The 19,148-nt window shown below is 68.6% G+C and carries 12 protein-coding genes; 8 read left to right on the top strand and 4 right to left on the bottom strand.

Translation table 11 applies throughout. The features are described 5' to 3' along the window. Positions 1 to 321 precede the first annotated feature (321 nt). The 8 genes from WME85_RS50685 (at position 322) to tnpC (ending at position 9,597) form a co-directional block, all read left to right on the top strand. Positions 322 to 3,717, top strand: coding sequence for a Kelch repeat-containing protein (locus WME85_RS50685; protein ID WP_437832749.1), 3,396 nt, complete (start codon positions 322 to 324; stop codon positions 3,715 to 3,717). A 41-nt stretch (positions 3,718 to 3,758) separates the two neighbouring features. Beyond that, entirely contained in the window at positions 3,759 to 4,115 is a 357-nt protein-coding gene (locus WME85_RS50680; protein WP_437622217.1) for a hypothetical protein, read from the top strand. A 193-nt stretch (positions 4,116 to 4,308) separates the two neighbouring features. Beyond that, a complete protein-coding gene (locus WME85_RS50675) occupies positions 4,309 to 4,476 on the top strand; it encodes a ribbon-helix-helix protein, CopG family (RefSeq protein WP_437832747.1) in 168 nt (55 codons plus the stop codon). Continuing rightward, positions 4,466 to 4,837, top strand: a complete 372-nt coding sequence (locus WME85_RS50670; RefSeq protein ID WP_437832745.1) for a VOC family protein — start codon at positions 4,466 to 4,468, stop codon at positions 4,835 to 4,837. Before WME85_RS50675 ends, WME85_RS50670 begins: the two co-directional genes overlap by 11 nt. Beyond that, a complete protein-coding gene (locus WME85_RS50665; protein WP_437832744.1) occupies positions 4,830 to 5,687 on the top strand; it encodes a class I SAM-dependent methyltransferase in 858 nt (285 codons plus the stop codon). The genes WME85_RS50670 and WME85_RS50665 overlap by 8 nt, the downstream gene beginning before the upstream one ends. A gap of 1,287 nt (positions 5,688 to 6,974) precedes the next feature. Further along, positions 6,975 to 7,286: an IS66 family insertion sequence element accessory protein TnpA gene (tnpA, locus tag WME85_RS50660; RefSeq protein ID WP_437832742.1), complete on the top strand. Its 312-nt coding sequence runs from the start codon at positions 6,975 to 6,977 to the stop codon at positions 7,284 to 7,286. Next, positions 7,283 to 7,639, top strand: coding sequence for an IS66 family insertion sequence element accessory protein TnpB (tnpB, locus tag WME85_RS50655; protein WP_437832740.1), 357 nt, complete (start codon positions 7,283 to 7,285; stop codon positions 7,637 to 7,639). Before tnpA ends, tnpB begins: the two co-directional genes overlap by 4 nt. Before the next feature lie 50 nt (positions 7,640 to 7,689). Next, a complete protein-coding gene (tnpC, locus tag WME85_RS50650) occupies positions 7,690 to 9,597 on the top strand; it encodes an IS66 family transposase (protein ID WP_437832738.1) in 1,908 nt (635 codons plus the stop codon). A 61-nt stretch (positions 9,598 to 9,658) separates the two neighbouring features. On the opposite strand, the gene WME85_RS50645 is transcribed toward tnpC, so the two are convergent. The 4 genes from WME85_RS50645 to WME85_RS50630 all read right to left on the bottom strand — a co-directional run bounded on the left by WME85_RS50645 (position 9,659) and on the right by WME85_RS50630 (position 19,103). After that, on the bottom strand, positions 9,659 to 10,885 hold the full coding sequence (locus tag WME85_RS50645) for an RHS repeat-associated core domain-containing protein (RefSeq protein ID WP_437832736.1): 1,227 nt from the start codon (positions 10,883 to 10,885) through the stop codon (positions 9,659 to 9,661). Positions 10,886 to 11,069: 184 nt separating this feature from the next. Further along, positions 11,070 to 11,702, bottom strand: a complete 633-nt coding sequence (locus WME85_RS50640) for a hypothetical protein (RefSeq protein WP_437832734.1) — start codon at positions 11,700 to 11,702, stop codon at positions 11,070 to 11,072. Then, positions 11,699 to 18,148, bottom strand: coding sequence for an FG-GAP-like repeat-containing protein (locus WME85_RS50635; protein ID WP_437832732.1), 6,450 nt, complete (start codon positions 18,146 to 18,148; stop codon positions 11,699 to 11,701). The genes WME85_RS50640 and WME85_RS50635 overlap by 4 nt, the downstream gene beginning before the upstream one ends. Positions 18,149 to 18,665: 517 nt before the next feature. Beyond that, positions 18,666 to 19,103 (bottom strand): hypothetical protein, encoded by a 438-nt coding sequence (locus WME85_RS50630; RefSeq protein ID WP_437832731.1) that lies wholly within the window; start codon positions 19,101 to 19,103, stop codon positions 18,666 to 18,668. Between the last annotated feature and the right edge of the window lie 45 nt (positions 19,104 to 19,148).

Raw genomic sequence — 19,148 nt, 5'->3', positions numbered from 1 at the left:
GTGCTTGTCCGGAGCGCTTGTGATCATGGTCGTGCCCTGGACCGACCTCGAAGAGGCCGAGTCGAGGGTGGCGAGCAGGCGAGAGCCGGCAGCTCCGGACGCGGCGACGGCCGAGAGCACCGCCGAGCCCGCCGTGCGGCGCTCCCGGCACGCAGCAGGGCGCTCCACCGCGCAGCATCTCGGCATGATGCTCCTGAATTTCGGGGAGGCGAGCCGCATCCCAGGGGAGCTCGTGCGAGCAGGACGGCTCGCACGAGGGGCTCGCGCGACCTGCGCGGGAGACTCTCGGGACGACCGGGCGGGGAAAGGGAGAATATGGGATTGACGTTGCATCCAGGGGCTGAGTGGCGCTTCGCGCGGTGGGCGGCGCTGCTCTTGTTGATCCAGCTGATGTGCGGGCTCGGGTGCGCGGCGCCTCCGGACGGGGCGTTCGACGTCGAGGCGCTGGAGGCGCAGTTCGAGGAGCGCGCCCGCGCCGTGCTCCGCGGCGGCGATGCGCTGCTCCCCGCCGCGGGCAGCTTCGCGCTCGCGGCGCGCCCGTCGCGAGGCGGCGCGGCGGTCGCGTTCCCCTCCGACGGGAGCGGCGCCGTGCGGTTCGACCTGCCGGATGGGCTCGGCATCGAGGTGCGCGAGCGCGGCCTGCAGGGTGAAGTCCAGAGGGCCGGCGCTGCCCTCGCGTACCCGCGCGCGGGCGGCTTCGCGCTCTGGACGGCGCAGCGGCACGGCGCGGAAGAGTGGCTCTGGTTCCCCGAGGGGGCGCCGGCCGCGGGGCCCCTTGCGTCATGGCAGGTCGAGGGCGCGCTCCTCCGCCGCCGCGGCGCGAACGTGGAGGTCCTCGACGCGGCGGGGGAGCCGCGGATCCTCGTGTCGGCCCCCGAGGCCTATGCCTCGCCGAGCCGGCGCGTCCCGACGCGCCTGGAGGTGCAAGGCGACGAGATCTCGCTCTGGGTCGAGGAGACGGACACGCCGCTCCTTGTCGACCCGTCATGGACCGTCACGGCCCCCTCCGAGGCGACGCTCCGCAGCCAGCACACCGCGACCTTGCTGCCCGACGGCAGGGTGCTCATCGCAGGCGGGATCAGGGCGCGCACCCACCTCGCCAGCGCGGCCATCTATGATCCCGCGCTCGACGCCTGGCTGCCCGCTGCTCCGATGGGCGAGGCGCGGTCGGCTCACACGGCGACCTTGCTCGCCGACGGCAGGGTGCTGGTCACGGGCGGCGTCACGGGCGACGATGAGTGGCTCGCCACCACGGAGCTCTACGATCCCACGACCGACGCGTGGACCCCCGCCGCGGCCATGACCTCGGCGCGCTCGACACACACAGCGACCGAGCTCGCCGACGGGCGGGTGCTCGTCGTCGGGGGCGCTCTGGCTGGCGCCGCCGAGATCTACGATCCCGCGTCGGGCACATGGTCCGAGACGCCCGCGACGCCGATCGTGCGCAGGGAGCACGCGGCGACGCGCTTGCTGGACGGCCGCGTGCTGGTCGTGGGAGGCAGGGTCATCGGGGCCGGCGTGCTGTCCAGCGTCGAGATCTACGACCCCACGACGGGCGCGTGGACCACGGGGCCGGACATGCTCCGCGCAAGGTTCATGCAGACGGCGACCTTGCTGGAGGACGGAGACGTGCTCGTGACCGGCTACGACTACGACTCCGAGCCCGAGACCTACGATCCCGACGCCAACGCATGGACGCTCACGAGCAACAAGATGGGCTTTCGGCGCTGGTCGCACACGGCGACGCGGCTGTGCGATGGGCGGGTCTTCGTCTCTGGCAACCAGCCGCCCGACCTTTACGATCCGAGCACACGGAGCTTCTCGACGGCGCCCAGGAGCGAGGTGGACCGCAGCAGCGCCACGGCGACGCTGCTCCCGGATGGGCGGGTCCTCCTCGTCGGCGGGACGTCGACCGCGCCGGGCGCCGAGATCTACGACCCCTCGGTGCCGCCCTCAGGGGTGCAGATCGGCCCCATGAACGCCCCGCGGGCTTTCGCGAACGCCGTGACGCTGGAGGACGGGAAGATCTTCATCGCGGGCGGTACCGCCAGCATGAAGACCACCGAGCTCTACGATCCATCGAGCATGACGTTTTCCCTGGCGACGCCCTTGAACTTCGAGCGGGCGCTCCCCGACGTGACGCGCCTCCAGGACGGCAGGGTGCTGGTCAGCGGGGGGCTCGTGCTCGACTGGACAGAGGAGCTGTACAACGAGATCTACGATCCGACGACGGGTGCCTGGACGCTGGCTGCACCAGATAGCTTGCGGCGACACGACCACACGGCGACCTTGCTCGGAAGCGGCGAGGTGCTCATCGCGGGAGGCAAGGTGACGGATAACCCCTTGGACTTCTACGTGATCGACAGGACCAACTCGGCTGCGCTGTACCGTCCGGCCGACGATACCTGGGTCGCCGTCGCGCCGATGAACGTCAGGCGCGGGGAGCACGCGGCGACGCTGCTGAACGATGGCCGGGTGCTGATCGTCGGCGGAAACCAGGGCCATGAGGACATCGAGTACTCGACGGTGCAGCCGCTCGCCAGCGCCGAGATCTACGATCCCGCGACCGGGAGCTGGACGCTGGTGGCGCCCATGGGGACGACCCGGAACCATCCCACGGCGACGCGGCTCCTGGACGGTCGCGTGCTCGTCGTCGAGACGACAGCGGAGGTCTACGACCCGGCGGCGAACGTCTGGACGTCCACAGGGCCCATGCAATCGATGGGGAACGCCAGCATCGCCGCCGTGCTGTTGCCGGCAGGCGAGGTGCTCGTCATCGGAGGGACGACGGCGCAGATCTATAGCCCCTCGACGAACTCCTGGACACCTGCCCCGTCGACCTTGCTCTATCACTCCTATGGCGTGGCCGTGCTCCTGCCGAGCGATCAGGTCCTCATCGTCGGTCCCAACAGGGACGCGGAGCTGTACGATCATCGATGGCACGGCCCCGGCGACAACGGCTGCAGCACGGGCGCTGGCGGAGACGGCGGCGCTGGCGGCGGCGATTCCGGTGCTGGCGGCGCGGGAGGCGCGGGGGGCGCGGGGGGCGGTGGCGGTATTGGCGGCGCTGGCGGGGATGAGCCGGGAACTGGCGGTGCTGGCGGGGGTGAGCCCGGAACTGGCGGCGCTGGCAGCGGAGCGTCCGGTCCTGGCGGCGCTGGTGGGAGTGCGCCCGGAACTGGCGGCGGCGCGTCCGGTCCTGGCGGCGCTGGCAGCGGCGGATCCGGTACTGGCGGCGCTGGCGGCGGTGAGCCCGGTGCTGGCGGCGCTGGCGGCGGTGCGTCCGGTGCTGGCGGCGCTGGCGGCGGTGAGCCCGGTGCTGGCGGCGCTGGCGGCGGTGGATCCGGTGCTGGCGGCGCTGGCGGCGCTGGTGGTGAGTCCGGGACTGGCGGCGCTGGGGGCGAAGACACTGGTGCAGGCGGCGCTGGCGGCGCCGGGGCCGCGGGCGGCGGCTCGGCGAGCGGAAGCTCGACGAACACCGCCGCCGGCGCTGGCGGCGCGGGGACGACGACCGCATCCAGCGGCGCTGGCGGCGATGGAAGCCCCGGTCCGACGAGCACATCGAGCGGCCCCGGATCGGGGGAGCCGGCGGGCACCGGCTGCTCCATGGGGCAAGGGGCGACCGGGAGCGGAGCGAGCGCCGCCCTCTACCTCGCTGTGGCTGGGGCCGCTCTCCGGCGGAGGCTCCGCCGCTCCAGGGCGGCAATCCCGCGGTGAATTCTGATCGCCGGCTGCTCCCGCTGAACTAGACTCCCGGGATGCAGCTACGGATCGAAGGGGACCGACTGACCCTCACCCTTCAGGGCGCCGAGCGGCTCTGGGCCGTGAAGCTCTCGCCCATCGTGGTGCCCCGCGCTCACGTGGTGCGGGCGGAGGCGGCGCTTCCGCCCTCCACGTGGAAGCAGATCCGCGCGCCCGGGACGTCCCTGCCCGGGCTGATCAAGGCGGGGACGTACTATACCGATCGCGGCAAGGAGTTCTGGTACACGCTCCAGGGCCGCAAGGACAATCCGCTGACCATCGAGCTGGAGGGCGAGTCGTATCGGCGGCTCGTCCTCACCCCCGAGGGTCCCCCCGGCTGGGCGGAGCGAATCAACGCCTGGGTCAGCGGCTGAGTCGCCCGGCCGGAGCGGCGCTCCGGCGCCCCGCGGCCCTGGCCGCTCCTGACGATCAGCACATCGCCGATCTCGGCCAGGGTGACGACCTCACCCCCGCCGGTCCCCTCCCCACCCTGGCCGCCCTGGGTGACCGGTCGACCTTTGCACGGTGGTCTTGACACTAGGATGCTAGCAAGCTAGTGTCCATTGCGTGGTCGACCCCGTGAAACAGTTCAACGTGTATCTGCCGATCGAGCTGATTCGCGAGGTCAAGCACCATGCCGTCGAGACCGAGCAGTCGCTGTCGGCGATCGTGGCCGCGGCGCTGCGCGCCTACCTCGACGAGCAGCGCCGCACGCGGAGGAAGCATGGCGACTGAAGGCATCGAAGGTCTGCTCGTCGAGACGCACAACTGGGGCAAGACGGTCGCGTTCTGGCAGGGGCTCGGCTTCGAGCTCGAGTTCGAGACCGATCACCACTCGGGCCGCCTGCGCCATCCGCGCGGCGGACCGTACATCTTCGTCGCCGAGCGGCCCTCCGGTCAGGCGCTCAGGCTCGTGCCCATGGTGTCCGTGACAGACGCCGCGCAGTTCTCGCCGCCGAGCGCCGGGACGGTCGTCCACCCGTTCGAAGCGCAGCATTGGCAGGTGCTCGAGATGCTGCTCGCCGACCCCGATGGTCGGCAGCTCAGCGTTCAAGCACCGCTACCGACGACGCAGGGAAAGGAACGCCATGATTGAAAAAGCAAATGTCGCAGCCGACAGCACGGCGGTGCGCGTGGCCTTGTGGCGGGCTCTGCACGTCCAGGTCGATCCGCCGCCGCACGTGCTCGCAGACGAGGTCGGCCTGAAGCTTGCGGCGCCGGACGACGGATGGCGCAGCCGTCCGGATATGAGCCCGTTCACGCGGCCCTTCCGCGCCTCCATCGTGGCCCGCGCCCGCTTCATCGAAGATCTCGTCGCGGAGCAAGCTGCCCGTGGCGTCGGGCAGTACGTCATCCTGGGCGCGGGCCTGGACACCTTCGCCCAGCGTCGGCCGGAGCTCGCCTCCCGTATGCTCGTGTTCGAGGTCGACCGGCCCGGTCCTCAGGCGTGGAAGCGCCAGCGCCTCGTCGATCTCGGCCTCGGCGTCTCGCCCTTCCTGCGCCTCGTGCCGGTCGACTTCGAGGCGGGCGACGCGTGGTGGGAGCGGCTGGCGGCGTCGGGCTTCGACTCCGGGCGGCCTGCGGTCGTGGCGTCCACCGGCGTCAGCATGTACCTGACCAGGGACGCGATCGCGACCACGCTGCGCCAGGTCGCGGCGCTCGCGCCGGGCTCCACGCTCGCCATGTCGTTCCTGCTTCCGATCGAGCAGACGGACCCCGAGATGCGCCCCTGGATCGAGCGAGCGGCGGAGGGGGCGCGAGCGAACGGCACGCCCTTCATCAGCTTCTTCACGCCGGCGGAGATGCTCGCGCTGGCCCGCGAAGCTGGCTTTCGAGCCGTCGAGCACGTGTCCGCAGCCGCTCTTGGCCAGCGCTACTTCTCGGGCAGGACGGATGGCCTTCATCCGCCGAACAACTCGGAGGAGCTGCTGGTCGCGACGACGTAATCGGTCGCCGTCGTCGGTCCAGCGCCGCGCGATGGGCAGCTCGGCCGGCGCTGGCGATATCCGGCGCGCCACGCTCGGTCAGCTTCGGATCGTACATCCGACCCTTCAGGTTGATCAGCCCGAGTTCGTCATCGTGCTCGTGCCCGGTCAGCCCAAGCCGCAGCTCCCCCACCGGCCCATCCACCGGCGCCCCCATACGCTCGATCCGCCGGCCGAACGGCTCGTAGTACGCGTACCCCGACTTGGCCGCGCTCCCGTCCGCGTTCGTCACCAGCGTCACGCTCCCCTGCGCGTCCTGGTGCAGGTACTGCACCCGCCGCTCCGCGCTCCCCTCCTCCACCACCACCTGCGCCACCACCAGCCCGTCGCTCCCCGGCACGAAGAACACGTGCTTCGTCCCCTCCGCCCCCTGCCGCCGCTCGTACACTCCGCCGAGCGTCACCGTCGTCCCCGCCGGACCCTGCTTGCGCACCCGCGCGCCCGCCGCATCGTAGTCGAAGCGCGTCGCGCAGCGCCCTCCAGTAAAGCAAAAACATCAGTCCTGACCCTACGTTCGCCGGTGCTCTCTCATGGCGCAGCTGATGAATTGAACAAAAGCGAATGCTCCTCCGCGACCGAACAAAAGCTCTACCTGTTCTCCTGTATCTTTTTGAACACGGAGCGAACGCGAGACGGGCTCTTTTGACAATGGATCCCATCCCGCAATGCTTACATAGGGCAACCAGGCCACTACGCTGCGTTCACCGAGAACTCCTAGCCCCATCTCCGTAATCACGATCGCACCAACTCGCACACCGGGCTCGTTCTCATGAACGCCCAAAACCCGACCCCAGCATTCGTGCGCGATACCATCATTCCACCAAGTAGGGCGAATATCGCCATCAAATGACATGTACCCAGAAAACACTCGCTCATCAACTGTCCCTTTCCGAATTCCGTCAAGAATACGCTTCGCATGCTTGTCAACATGACCCATCACAAACCTCCCTCCCACCACATGGTTCCGTTCGGACGAGCTCCGAAACCCGCTCTTTGCAGGATCTCTGATAGCCGACCCGTCTCCTCAATGACCGGTGAGGTCTCGATCCGAAGAGCATTGGCTCCCGCGGCTCTTGCTGCTCCCTTCAAGCTATTCCGTGCTCCGAGTAAACCTCTCCCGAGTCCCCCCGTTGGCTGACCTAGATACTTGATATAGGCCGTGACCTTTCCATCCCGAACAGCAAAGGGTAAGCGCTGCGCGAAGCGCCGTCTCACCCCAGCGGCGCCGTCCAGTTCATCATGGCGAGCATGACAAGGACGAAGGCTACAGAGGCGATGTGGGCCGAGCGCGTTCGCGCGTGGCGTGAGAGCGGAGAGACGGCGGAGGAGTTCGCACGAAGTCGCGGATTTGCGACATCGACGCTGCACGGCTGGTCGAGCCGGCTGTCGCGGGCCGAGCCCCCGCGCTTTCTGCGGCTGGTGCCGAAGGCGCCCGTCGTGACGAGCAGCGCTGCGGAGCTCGTGGTCGAGGTCGGCGGCGCGCGGGTGCGCGTCGCCGCGGGGTTTGACCCCGCGCTGCTGGCGGACGTGGTCCGCGCCCTCGGCGGAGGCGCGCGATGATCCCGGCCGGCGTACAGGTGTTCGTGGCGCTGGAGCCGGTGGACATGCGCTACGGCTTCGAGCGGCTCTCGGGTCTGATTCGCGAGCGCGTGGGGTATGAGGCGCGCTGCGGAGCGCTGTTCGCGTTCATCGGTAAGCGGCGGACCAGCATCAAGATCCTCTTCTTCGATGGCAGCGGGCTCTGCCTGTTTTCAAAACGCCTTGATCGCGGAGCGTTCGCACTTCCCGACCCCCCGACCGAGGGCGCCACGCACGTCGAGGTGGACGACGCGACGCTCGAGACGCTGCTCGACGGCATCGAGATCGCGCCCACGTCCAAACCGCGACGGCGCGCACCGCGCCGCGTCCACTGAGCCGCACGAATTCGCTCGACAAGGACGCGCGGCTTACGTAGAGCGGCGTCGTGCACGACGCCGCCGCCAAGCCGACGCTCTCGGCCGAGCAGCAGCGCATCGCGCAGCTCGAAGCGGAGCTCGCCGCGGCAAAGAGCGAGCTCGTGGGAGCGCGCGATGCGCTCGCGCAGCTTCGGCGCGCCTACACCCGTGCGCTCGAGCAGCTGCAGCTTCTGCGACGTCGACTGTTCGTGGCCAAGGCGGAGCGCGCCGAGGTGAGCGCGGAGCAGCTGGCGTTCGACTCGATGTTCCTCGAGGTCCAGCGTCTCGAGAAGGCGCTCGACGCCGCCGAGCGCAACACGGGCGACGAGCGGCAGCACGACGATCTCAAGGGGCCGAAACGAAGGTCCGGCGGCAAGGGCCGTCGCGACCTGTCCGAGTCGGACCTGCCCGTCGTCCGCATCGAGCTCTCCTGCCCTGAGCTCGATGCGACGGCGACGCGCATCGGGGTCGAGGAGACCTCGCGACTCGGCTACGAGCGCGGCGGAATGCGCCGCATCGTGCTCGCACGCGTCGTGTACAAGGCCGAGCGGTCCGTCACGGATGCGAGCAGCTCTGGCGAGGGGGAAGCTGCCCCGCTCCAGGTCGTCGCGAGAGAAGTCCCGACGCCGATGCCCGCTGCGAGCGTCAGCCCCGAGGACACGGCAGCGGCCGGCGAGCCGAGCGCTTCCTCCACAGCGCTCGACGCGCCCTCGCTCGATGCGCCGCCGCCGGCGCCGAAGGGCGAGACCTGCACGGTCTTCATCACGACGCCGCTTCCGAAGGAGCTGTTCCGGCGGTCGTTCCTCGCGCCGTCGATGATTGCGCACATCCTCACCAGCAAGTACCTGCTCGGCGTCCCGTTCTATCGATTGGAGCAGCAGCTGGAGCTTCAGGGAGCGTCGCTCGATCGCGGCACGATGTGCCGCTACGCCGAAGACGTCGGTGCGACCCTGGGCGCCATCGTCGAGGCCGCGCGCAAAGAGGCCTTCGAGACCGCCTTCTGCCTGTCCACGGACGCCACCGGGGTCTCCATCCAGCCTGGGCCCATCCAGGAGCGCAAGGACAAGAAGCCAGGGCCGTGCCGCAAGGGACACTTCTTCGTCGTCCTCGCGGACAAGGATCACGTCTTCTTCGAGTACCAGCCCAAGCATACCAGCGCTGCCGTCTGCGAGATGTTCCGCGGCTTCTCTCGGTATATTCAGGCTGACGCTCACGCCATCTACGACGCCCTCTTCCGCGGCACACCACCAAGAGGTGCTGTTGCCGACGAGAAGCGCGGTCCGCCCCCGACCGAAGTCGGATGCTGGTCGCATTGCCGTACCAACTTCTGGGAGGCGGCGGTCTGCAAGCACGAGCTCGGCGTCGAGGGGCTGCGTCGCATCAACGTCATCTTCGCTGCCGATCGCGCGCTCGCGGATCTTGCGCCCGCGCAGCGCAAGGTGCGCCGAGATGCCGTCGTCCGCCCTCTGGTGGACGCGTTCTTTGCCTGGGCCAGGGCCGAGCACGCGCGTCCTCGCGAGCGCGGCCTGGTCTCCACCGCGCTCGGCTACGCCCTCCATCAAGAGCAGCCCTTGCGGCGCTTCCTCGACGACGGTCGCCTGCGCCTGGAGAACAACGCCAGTGAGAGAGCGCTGAGATCCATTGCTGTCGCAAGAAAGTCCTGGCTCTTCTTCGGCAGCGACGACCACGCCTCCGCCGCGGCCAACCTCTTCTCGCTCGTGGCGAGCTGCAAGCTGCACGGTCTCGACCCGGAGGCCTACCTGGCCGACGTCATTCGCGCGATGCCCCACTGGCCGCGGGACCGCTACCTCGAGCTCGCCCCCAGGTACTGGGCGCGCACCCGCGCCCGGCTCGTCGCCGACGAGCTGAACCTCGCCCTCGGGCCGATCACCGTCCCGCCTCCGCTTCCCGCGGAAGAGCAGCGCGCGACGAGCTGACCGAGCCGGTTCCATCGCCCCCATCCTGCACCAGCTGACCGAGGTTGGGACCGACGGCGCTTCATGCAGCGCTTACAGCAAAGGTTCCGTCTACAATTGCATTGTCCACGACTCCGAGATCCTCGGTCGTTAGCGGTCGAACAAAATTGCCGACAGTCGCTCTACCCGGCGTCCCCCCACCCGCGCGCGGCCCCGCCCCCAGCCCCTCGCCGAAGCTGGCCCCCGCGGACGCCGCCATCACGATCCCATCGACGATCCTCCCCGGGTCGTTCTGGCTCAGCCCCTCCAGCACCCAGACCTCGCCCAGCATCGCCGGCACCGCCTTCAGCGTGAAGCTCGCCGCGTTCGCCGCCGCCGCCTGGGTCGACGTCACACCGATCGCGCCGCCGAACATCGACAGCTCCTCGATCGCCAGCAGCGCGTACCCCCCCGACCAGACCAGCAGCGCCGCGCTCGCGCCCAGCATCGCCCACTGCGTCACCCGGAACGTGTCCCGCTGCAGCCCCTCGTAGTACAGCCGATCCTGCCGCGCCCGCTCGTTCAACAGCTGCACGAGCAAGCTGCCGTCGTGCGGCCCGGCCCCGGCGCCCTGGAACCCATCCGCGTCCGACCTGACGACCGGCGGAGGTGGAGGCGGACCTGTGTTGTCGCGGTCAGTTGTACCCGGCACGGGAGTGTAAGGATTCCCATCATCCCCATCTCCGCTACCCCCCGAGATGATGGTGACTCCACCGCCGCCCTCGACCCACGGCGGCTGCGGCGGCGTCCACGGTGCGCACGTCGTGCAATCCGGCCCCGTCGGCTCGTAGCCCGTCGGATCCACAAGGTTCAGCGGATCATTCAGCACGTAGCTATACCGGTTGTAGCTCTGCCCGAACAGCGGCGCCGACGCCACCGGGTCGGGCGTCAGCACCCGCTTCAGCTTCGGATCGTACATCCGACCCTTCAGGTTGATCAGCCCGAGCTCGTCATCGTGCTCGTGCCCGGTCAGCCCAAGCCGCAGCTCCCCCACCGGCCCATCCACCGGCGCCCCCATACGCTCGATCCGCCGGCCGAACGGCTCGTAGTACGCGTACCCCGACTTGGCCGCGCTCCCATCCGCGTTCGTCACCAGCGTCACGCTCCCCTGCGCGTCCTGGTGCAGGTACTGCACCCGCCGCTCTGCGCTCCCCTCCTCCACCACCACCTGCGCCACCACCAGCCCGTCGCTCCCCGGCACGAGGAACACGTGCTTCGTCCCCTCCGCCCCCTGCCGCCGCTCGTACACCCCGCCGAGCGTCTCGGTCAAGCGTCCTACTTGGCTGGCACGGCAATTCTTGTTCGATAGTTCTTTATCGCGGATCGCACCCGGCGTTCACGAGCTGAACGCCTGCACTCACTCACCCTCGTCTCCTGGCCGAAGCCCGCCGCAGCGCACCAGCGTCAGGTTATTACCAGACCGCAATAGCAATTTCGCCCGAATCACGGCACCACTACGGAGAGCTCGTCCACGGAGACTGAACACCAAGACTGATGTCAGGAAACGCCCCCGACCAGATCCGTCGAATGCTGCTCAGAAGAGCCCTCCCGTCCTGCTCATGAACCGCGTCCTGGCCAACGAGCTGCTCCCAATATGGATAGTGAGCAAAGATCGCCTCATGATTCGCCGTGATCTCACCATGAAGGTCCATAAGACTGTACTCACATATTATTTGCAGCGAAGCGAATTGTTCACGAGCATCTTTTCCTCTGAGAGAGAAATTACCAGGAATAATACCAGAAAATTCGGAACCAAAAAACGCATCCACCAACTGAGCCGGACCGGTAATGTGATCATTAAATTCGTCTAATGAGGACGCTGGCACCCACAACTCTTGATGCAACAGGGATCCCACCTGCCGCACCGGAAACGATTTTCCGTAGTTGTCGTCGATATCGAATTGGATAACGTAACCCGCCTGAGACCCACTAGCAGCGTTCCACTTTCGCGCAATCTGCCTGGCATACTCGACGGTGAGCACAGGATAAAATATCGGCTGACCTGGAAGCCGTGATGGAAATTCACGCATGCTTGAGCGATACACAAGCAAGAGCTCCTCAAGGCCAACGGGACGATAGAGAATCATGGAATCACCTTTACACCATCGAGAAACCAACGATAAAACTCAGGCGTTTCGTGCACATCGATACCCCAAGCGTGGCCGACGCCACCTGGATCAGGATGCCCTGTCATGAACCGGATTTTTTCAGTCGGGATATCGACATAGGTCTTTGTATAAAACCTTCCTGGATTTGCTTTGATAAAGGCATCCAGAGCGGTCTCGGACAACGCGAATCTCTTGAATGTTGAATTCGGGTGAACACTGTAATCTCCGAAGCGCCGCACCGCGGCTAGCTCTTCGCCTTCAACGGCACGCCACAAGCGAGTCGTGGCCATGCCTCCCCCACCCGCGCGCGGCCCCGCCCCCAGCCCCTCGCCGAAGCTGGCCCCCGCGGACGCCGCCATCATGATCCCATCGACGATCCTCCCCGGGTCGTTCTGGCTCAGTCCCTCCAGCACCCAGACCTCGCCCAGCATCGCCGGCACTGCCTTCAGCGTGAAGCTCGCCGCGTTCGCCGCCGCCGCCTGGGTCGACGTCACACCGATCGCGCCGCCGAACATCGACAGCTCCTCGATCGCCAGCAGCGCGTACCCGCCCGACCAGACCAGCAGCGCCGCGCTCGCCCCGAGCATTGCCCACTGCGTCACCCGGAACGTGTCCCGCTGCAACCCCTCGTAGTACAGCCGATCCTGCCGCGCCCGCTCGTTCAACAGCTGCACGAGCAAGCTGCCGTCGTGCGGCCCGGCCCCGGCCCCCTGGAACCCGTCCGCGTCCGACCTCACGACCGGCGGAGGTCGATGCGGACCTGTGTTGTCGCGGTCAGTTGCACCCGGCACGGGAGTGTAAGGATTCCCATCATCCCCATCTCCGCTACCCCCCGAGATGATGGTGACTCCACCGCCGCCCTCGACCCACGGCGGCTGCGGCGGCGTCCACGGTGCGCACGTCGTGCAATCCGGCCCCGTCGGCTCGTAGCCCGTCGGATCCACAAGGTTCAGCGGATCATTCAGCACGTAGCTATACCGGTTGTAGCTCTGCCCGAACAGCGGCGCCGACACCACCGGGTCGGGCGTCAGCACCCGCTTCAGCTTCGGATCGTACATCCGACCCTTCAGGTTGATCAGCCCGAGCTCGTCATCGTGCTCGTGCCCGGTCAGCCCCAGCCGCAGCTCCCCCACCGGCCCATCCACCGGCGCCCCCATACGCTCGATCCGCCGGCCGAACGGCTCGTAGTACGCGTACCCCGACTTGGCCGCGCTCCCATCCGCGTTCGTCACCAGCGTCACGCTCCCCTGCGCGTCCTGGTGCAGGTACTGCACCCGCCGCTCCGCGCTCCCCTCCTCCACCACCACCTGCGCCACCACCAGCCCGTCGCTCCCCGGCACGAGGAACACGTGCTTCGTCCCCTCCGCCCCCTGCCGCCGCTCGTACACTCCGCCGAGCGTCACCGTCGTCCCCGCCGGACCCTGCTTGCGCACCCGCGCGCCCGCCGCATCGTAGTCGAAGCGCGTCGTGCCCGCCGCCGTGACGATCTCGCGAGGCAGGTCGAAATTCGTGTAGTGAACCTCCCGCTCGGGGTCCTGCTCCAGCCTGCCGCGCGCATCGTAGAAGAAGCCGCCCTCGAGGCTCGACGACACCGCGTGCGGCCGCGGATCGAGGTAGTCGTTCCTCTCCCGCTCCTCGCCCCCCACAAGCACCCGCGTCAGGTTCCCCAGCAGGTCATACCGGTACTCCGTCTCCTGCTCCACGTCGCCGGCCTTCAAGCTCCACACGCGCAGCCGGTGCAGCGTGTCGTAGACGTAGCTCTCGCTTCTGTCGCCCGCCGGCTCGAAGCGGCGCTTCACCCGGCCGTCCGAGTAGTATTCGTATCGGAGCGACGACAGCACGTCCGCGCCCAGCCGCTGCTCCACCGTGTCCAGCCGGCCAGTCACCGGATCATAGGAGCGCGTCATCCACACGCCGCTCCCGTACTTGGCCGCGGACAGCGCCCCGTCGTCGTTGCGCGCGGTCACCATCCACAGCGGCTCTCCCGCCGACGCCGGATCCGCCGTCACATCCGAGATGCGCTCGAGATAGCCCCGGCTGTCGTAGGTGTGCTTCACCGTGAACCTCGGCGCCCCCGGCACCTCGGGATACGCCATCGTCTCCAGCCGGCCCTGCGGATCATAGGTCGTGCGCATCTTGAACGCATCGCCACCGACCAGCCATGTCAGGGACTCCAGCCGCCCGTGCTCATCGTACCCGTGGCCGGTCATGGTCCCGTCCGGGCTCGTCGTGGCCGCGAGTCGCCCGATCCCATGCTCCTCCGTGTCCCACGTGTACTCCGTCGTTCCATCGACGTCTGTCACCGATCTGACCCGGCCGATGACGTCATGCTGATAGATCGCCTCCTCGCCGCCCTCCACCTTCCGGTATAGATCCCCGAGACCGTTGTAATCGAAGCGCGCCGTGCCCTTGTCCGGGTCGACGAGCCGCGTGCGGCGCCCCAGCACGTCATAACCGAGCACTGTCACGTTCTCCTCGGGGTCGATGATCTTCTCCACCTGATCGAACGGACCGTACTCGTAACGCGTCGTGAGCTCGGTCGCGCGGTGATAAACGAAGCGGTCGGCCTCCGTCGAGAGCTTCGTCACGCCGAGGTACGAGGTGCTCTGCACCACACGCCCGTCGAGATCCCGGACCAGCTTTGTGTGGCTGCCCCTCGGGTCCGAGATCTCGGTCTCGAAGAACGAGTGCGCGTAGCGCGTGATCGCCGCGTCAGGGCGCGCGACCCTCACCAGCCGCCCAAGGCTGTCGTACACCTGCTTGGTCCACCGCGCGTCCGCGAGCCGCCGCGCTGGCCGGCTCTGCGCGATGACGCGGCCGAAGACATCGTACGTCGTCGCGCTCATCAGCGTGGCGCCGTCGTGGCCGACATGCCCGACTTGCCGTGGCCGGCCGACGAAGTCGAGCTCGACGAACCCGCTCGCCCCGGTCGCGTCCGACGTGCGCACCGTGACCCCATCCAGCCGCTGCTCGTAGCTCAACGTCTGCTCGCCGGCGCCGTCCGACCGCCGGCTCACCAGCCTGCCGAGGTCGTCGTGCACACGGCTCGTCTGCACGCCATTCGCGTCCATCTCCGCCATGACCACGCCGTACCCCGCGTGCACCGCGAACCACTGCGCATGCCCGAGGTCGTTCCAGATCAAGCTCGGCGCCGTGTGCCCCGGCGTCCCGTCATACTCGATGTGTACGCGCCGCGCCGGCAGGCCCAGCGCCGTCTGGGTCACGCGTCGCAGCAGCCCCTCGGCGTCGTAATCGTAACGCACCGTCGAGGTCACGCCGGGCTCAGGCACCGGATCCGACGGCCCGAGCGGATCGAGCGGCTCGACCACCAAGCGCTCGATCCTCCCCGCATCGTTGAACTTGAAATGAGTGCGCCGCTGCGTCGAGTCCGCCTCCCCCGGCGTCGTCGACGTCACCTTCTCCCACGCCGGCAACGACAGCAGCCACGGCTCCAGCCGGTGCTCATACCCCCGCTCTACCGTCGTGCGCGCCCCGCCCACGGTCTCGCTCGTCTCGCGCTCCAGGCTACCCCAGTCGTCAAACCGGGTCGAGCCGAGGCGCGTCCGCAGCGGCGCCTGCACCGGCCCGTCGATCTCGGCGATGTGGACATCTCGCCCCAGCTTCCATGCGATCGACACCTCCTCTTCCCATTCCTCGCTCATCCAGTCCTGAGGGAACACTGCGTGCGTCGCCCCGCCGTTCAGCTCGCGCGGCTCGTAGTGCATCGTCCTGCGCTCGACCCGCGCCACCGTCCTGACCGGCTTGTCGAGCGGTCCGCTCGATTTGTGCTCTAGCACCGGCGTCGCGACCGTCACGGTCGCGGGACGGCCGGCGAACGGATACCGCGTGCCGACGCGCGTCCCGTGGTCGAACGTCGTCACCGTCTCGCGCGGCACCTGAGGTTCCCAGACCCGCACCTTCCCGAACCCCAGAAAGCCCCGCCCCAGCAGGTCCGAGCGCGGGTCCTCGTACGAGAAGTGACGCGATCTCGGCGTGCTCTGCGCCTCCTGCACGAGGTGCCTGTGCACAACCGGGATGCCGCGACGGTGGCACACCTGGGGATACGCGCACCTCGCGAGCTCCGGCGCGGCCGTCCACTGCCGCTCGTAGCCGATCATCTCCAGCGGCGAGTCGTCTTCGTCCATGACCATCTCCACCACGTCGATGACCGTGCTCTGCTGGATGAGCACGCGCAGGCTCCCCACCTTGGTGCCCGAGTCGCACGCGGACGTCGGGCCCTCGAGCGCGCTCGAGCACCGCTCGGCGAGGTACATGAGGTCGAGCAGCCCGTCGCCGTTGAAGTCGCCGTGCCGCACCGCGGTGATGCGCCCCAGAGGGGCCGCGATCTTCCTGGACCTCCAGCCCTCGTCCCAGTCCTCCTTGGGCATCGAATTCAGCTGAACGATCGCGATGCTCGGCGGATCGTCGCTGGTGACGATGAAATCATCACGCCCATCCCCATCGACGTCAGCCGTCTGCAACGTGCCGGGATGCCTGGCCATCCCACCCCCGTAGTACGGGCCCGGGTATCTGTACTGTAAGATGAATTCTTTTCCCGAGTTCCATGCCAGCCGGAGAGCGGTGCTGTCCCACAGCAGAAGCACGGCCTGGACGTGATCCCGAAGGCCATCTCCATTCAGGTCCGCCACTTGCGAATCGATGATCCCGTATTTGTCGTCTACAGGAATGTCCACGGCGCCGACACCCCCGACGTCATCCGGGTAGTACGCCTCGGCAGCACCCTTCAGCCATAGACCTGCACGCCCGTCGCCCTGCACGTCGAGCGCGACGGACGCGAACTCGAGCGCGTCGGCCTCGACGACAGGGATCCCCGTGTCTTCCGCGGAGGCGAAGTCGCCGCTCGCCAGGTTGCGCCGCATCACGAACTTCGGCTCGTATATGCCGTCCACCACGTTGTCGAGCAGCTTCACCAGATCGGCGAGCCCATCGCCGTTCACGTCCGCGAAGTGGAACGGCTCCACACCGGCCGCGGTCGGGCCGAGGTCGGGCGACATCGGCACGGCGGTCCCGGTCGGCTCGAACGCGCTGCCCGTCCAGGCGTACAGCTCGAACTGTTCTGCGCGGCGGTTCCAGGTGAAGAGCTCGCTCCGGCCATCTCCTGCGGCATCCACGGCCTTCGCGTGCTTCAGCTGCGCGCCTCCGAGGGCCGGCGAGCTCCCGGCATCCCCGGCGAGAGCCACCTTCGAGCCCAGCGGCACTCCCAAGGGCAAGCTGCGCAAGAGGAGGTACGGCGCCTCAGGAGCGGCGGTCTCCAGCAGCACCTCGTCCTTGCCGTCGCCGTCCACGTCCAGCACGACGGGGTGCTTTGCGCCAGTGAACCAGGGGTGCTCATCGATCGGAGACTCCTCGAACCAGTCGCCCTGACGGGAAGACCACCTGAACTTCCGCGCCCGGAAGCAGCCGCCGAGCCCGCCGCAGCGCTTCACCTCCACGAGCCGCGCGCGCCCCGTGTCGAAGCTCTCGGACGGGCCATCCTCGTAGCCGAGATCGTAACGCCACAGCAGCCCCTGGTCGCTCGGGTTCGGGCCATAGACGGCGATCCATCGCAAGAGCTGGCTTCGCTGTCGAGGTATGCCGGCCGTGTAGAGCGTCGCCCGGCCGTACCGGCCGCTGCTCCGCTTTCCTGTGCCCCGGCCGAACTCGCCGTAGCCGAACTCGATGCGATGGCTCAGGTACTCGATCCTGTCGAGCAGGTACTCCGTCTCACCCTCCTTCACGCCCTCTGGCGCGAAGTCCGCATAGACATAGGAGATCGTGTTTCCGGACCGATCCTGCTCCTTCGTCATCCGGAAGTCGAGCGGCCCGACCCGCTCGTAATCACGGATGCGCCCGTCCTTCAGCCACGCCCGGAAGCGCTCCGGCTGCGGGCTGCCATACGAGATCACCCGGGTGAAGCTCTCTTCCTCGGTCCGGTACTCGGTGCCGTCCGCCCCGTACGCGCCGAGCACGCTGACGAGCCGCTGGCCGTCGAGGCAGAAGACGTCGGTCCCGTCGTTGTCGATCCCATCGACCACCCCGTCGATGGCGATCGTCTTGTGACAGCGCAGGATCGACGAGAGGCCGCTGAGCGAGAACCCCACGCCGAGCGCGCCGTCACCGGCGCGGCTCGAGTACGTGACGGCGAGGCTCGGCTCGATGCCCCGCCCGGGCGGCACCTCGATCGGCAGCCGGTAGGTGTACGCCCCGTCCGGCGTGACGTGCCCCGACCCTGGCAGGTAGCCGGCCATCGCGCCGGCGACGATCGGGGTCTCGGGCAGCGAGAACGCCTCCGGCTGCTCGGGAGGCGTCTCCTGGTCGAATGCTTGCTGGACGCGACCGAGCAGGCGCACGTCATCGCCGGCGCACGACACCATCGCGAGCACCGAGAGCAAGGCGAGCTGCGCCCATGCAGAGAAGAGCTTCATCTGGAACTCCGTGACCGCTGTCCTGGGGTTGACGACCCCAGCTCCGGTCGTGCGGCCGCCGTGTGCATGCATGGGGCCAGGAGGCCCCGGGCGCGCACACGAGTCGCCGGGGAGCAGCGCTCGCCGCCCTTCACGGCTGCAAGCGGGACGGGAATGGCGTCGGAATCCGGCTGCTCGGCGGAGTCACGAGCGCAATGCGCTGCGTAAGGACGCACACTTTCGCGGAACTGCGCCATCACCCGCGCGCGGCCGAGGACAGGCCAATCTCGAGACCCGCGTCGAGCAGCACCTCATCGACCTGGACCTTCAGCTCGTGGGCTCGGTCGCCGACGCGCGCATTGCGGCTGCACATCTCGTGGTCCTCATGCCGGCCCCGAGCTGCCCGGAGCTGCGCGCCTCACCACGCCCCGCGCACAACAACTGCGCCACGCAGTGCCAGCGCGCCTCGCCGCAGATGCGCCGCCCTGTGCCGAACCCGGGCGCGGCGGGCGGCCGCGCCGAGGAGCCTCCCCGCCGCTCAGGGAGTCGAGCTGCTCGCCGCCGGGACCGCCGCCTTCTGCCCTGAGCCCGAGCGCGCGCCGCCCTTGATGCGGGCCTCTGTCACGACCTCGTCCCACTGCGCGTCGTAGCCCTCGAAATGGACCCGGTACGAGCCGGGCGTGACGACGCTGGTGATGACGGCGGGCTTGTAGGAGCCCTTCCACTCGACCTCGATGCGGTCGCCGACCTTCCGCGCGGCGGCGCCGCCGGAGGCGCGCTGCTCCTCCTCGCGCAGGCGCCGGGCGCTCCCCTCGTGCAGGCACTGCTCGCGGTGGCAAGCGAGGCCGGAGCCGCAGTCGTCGTCAGCGCGGCACGGCGAGCCGAGCGGGGCCTTCTTCCCACAGGCCGCCAACGCCACGGGCAGCGCGGCCACGATCACGAGCGCTCTCAGGACGGCGAAGACTCGAATGCGCACGGCGCGCCATCCCAGCAGAGTGGCAGCGGCCCGACAACAGGGATC

Origin of the sequence: Sorangium sp. So ce1153 (assembly GCF_051521595.1) — a bacterium.
In the GTDB taxonomy this organism is placed as follows: domain Bacteria; phylum Myxococcota_A; class Polyangia; order Polyangiales; family Polyangiaceae; genus Sorangium.
This window is presented reverse-complemented; position numbering and strand designations above follow the sequence as displayed.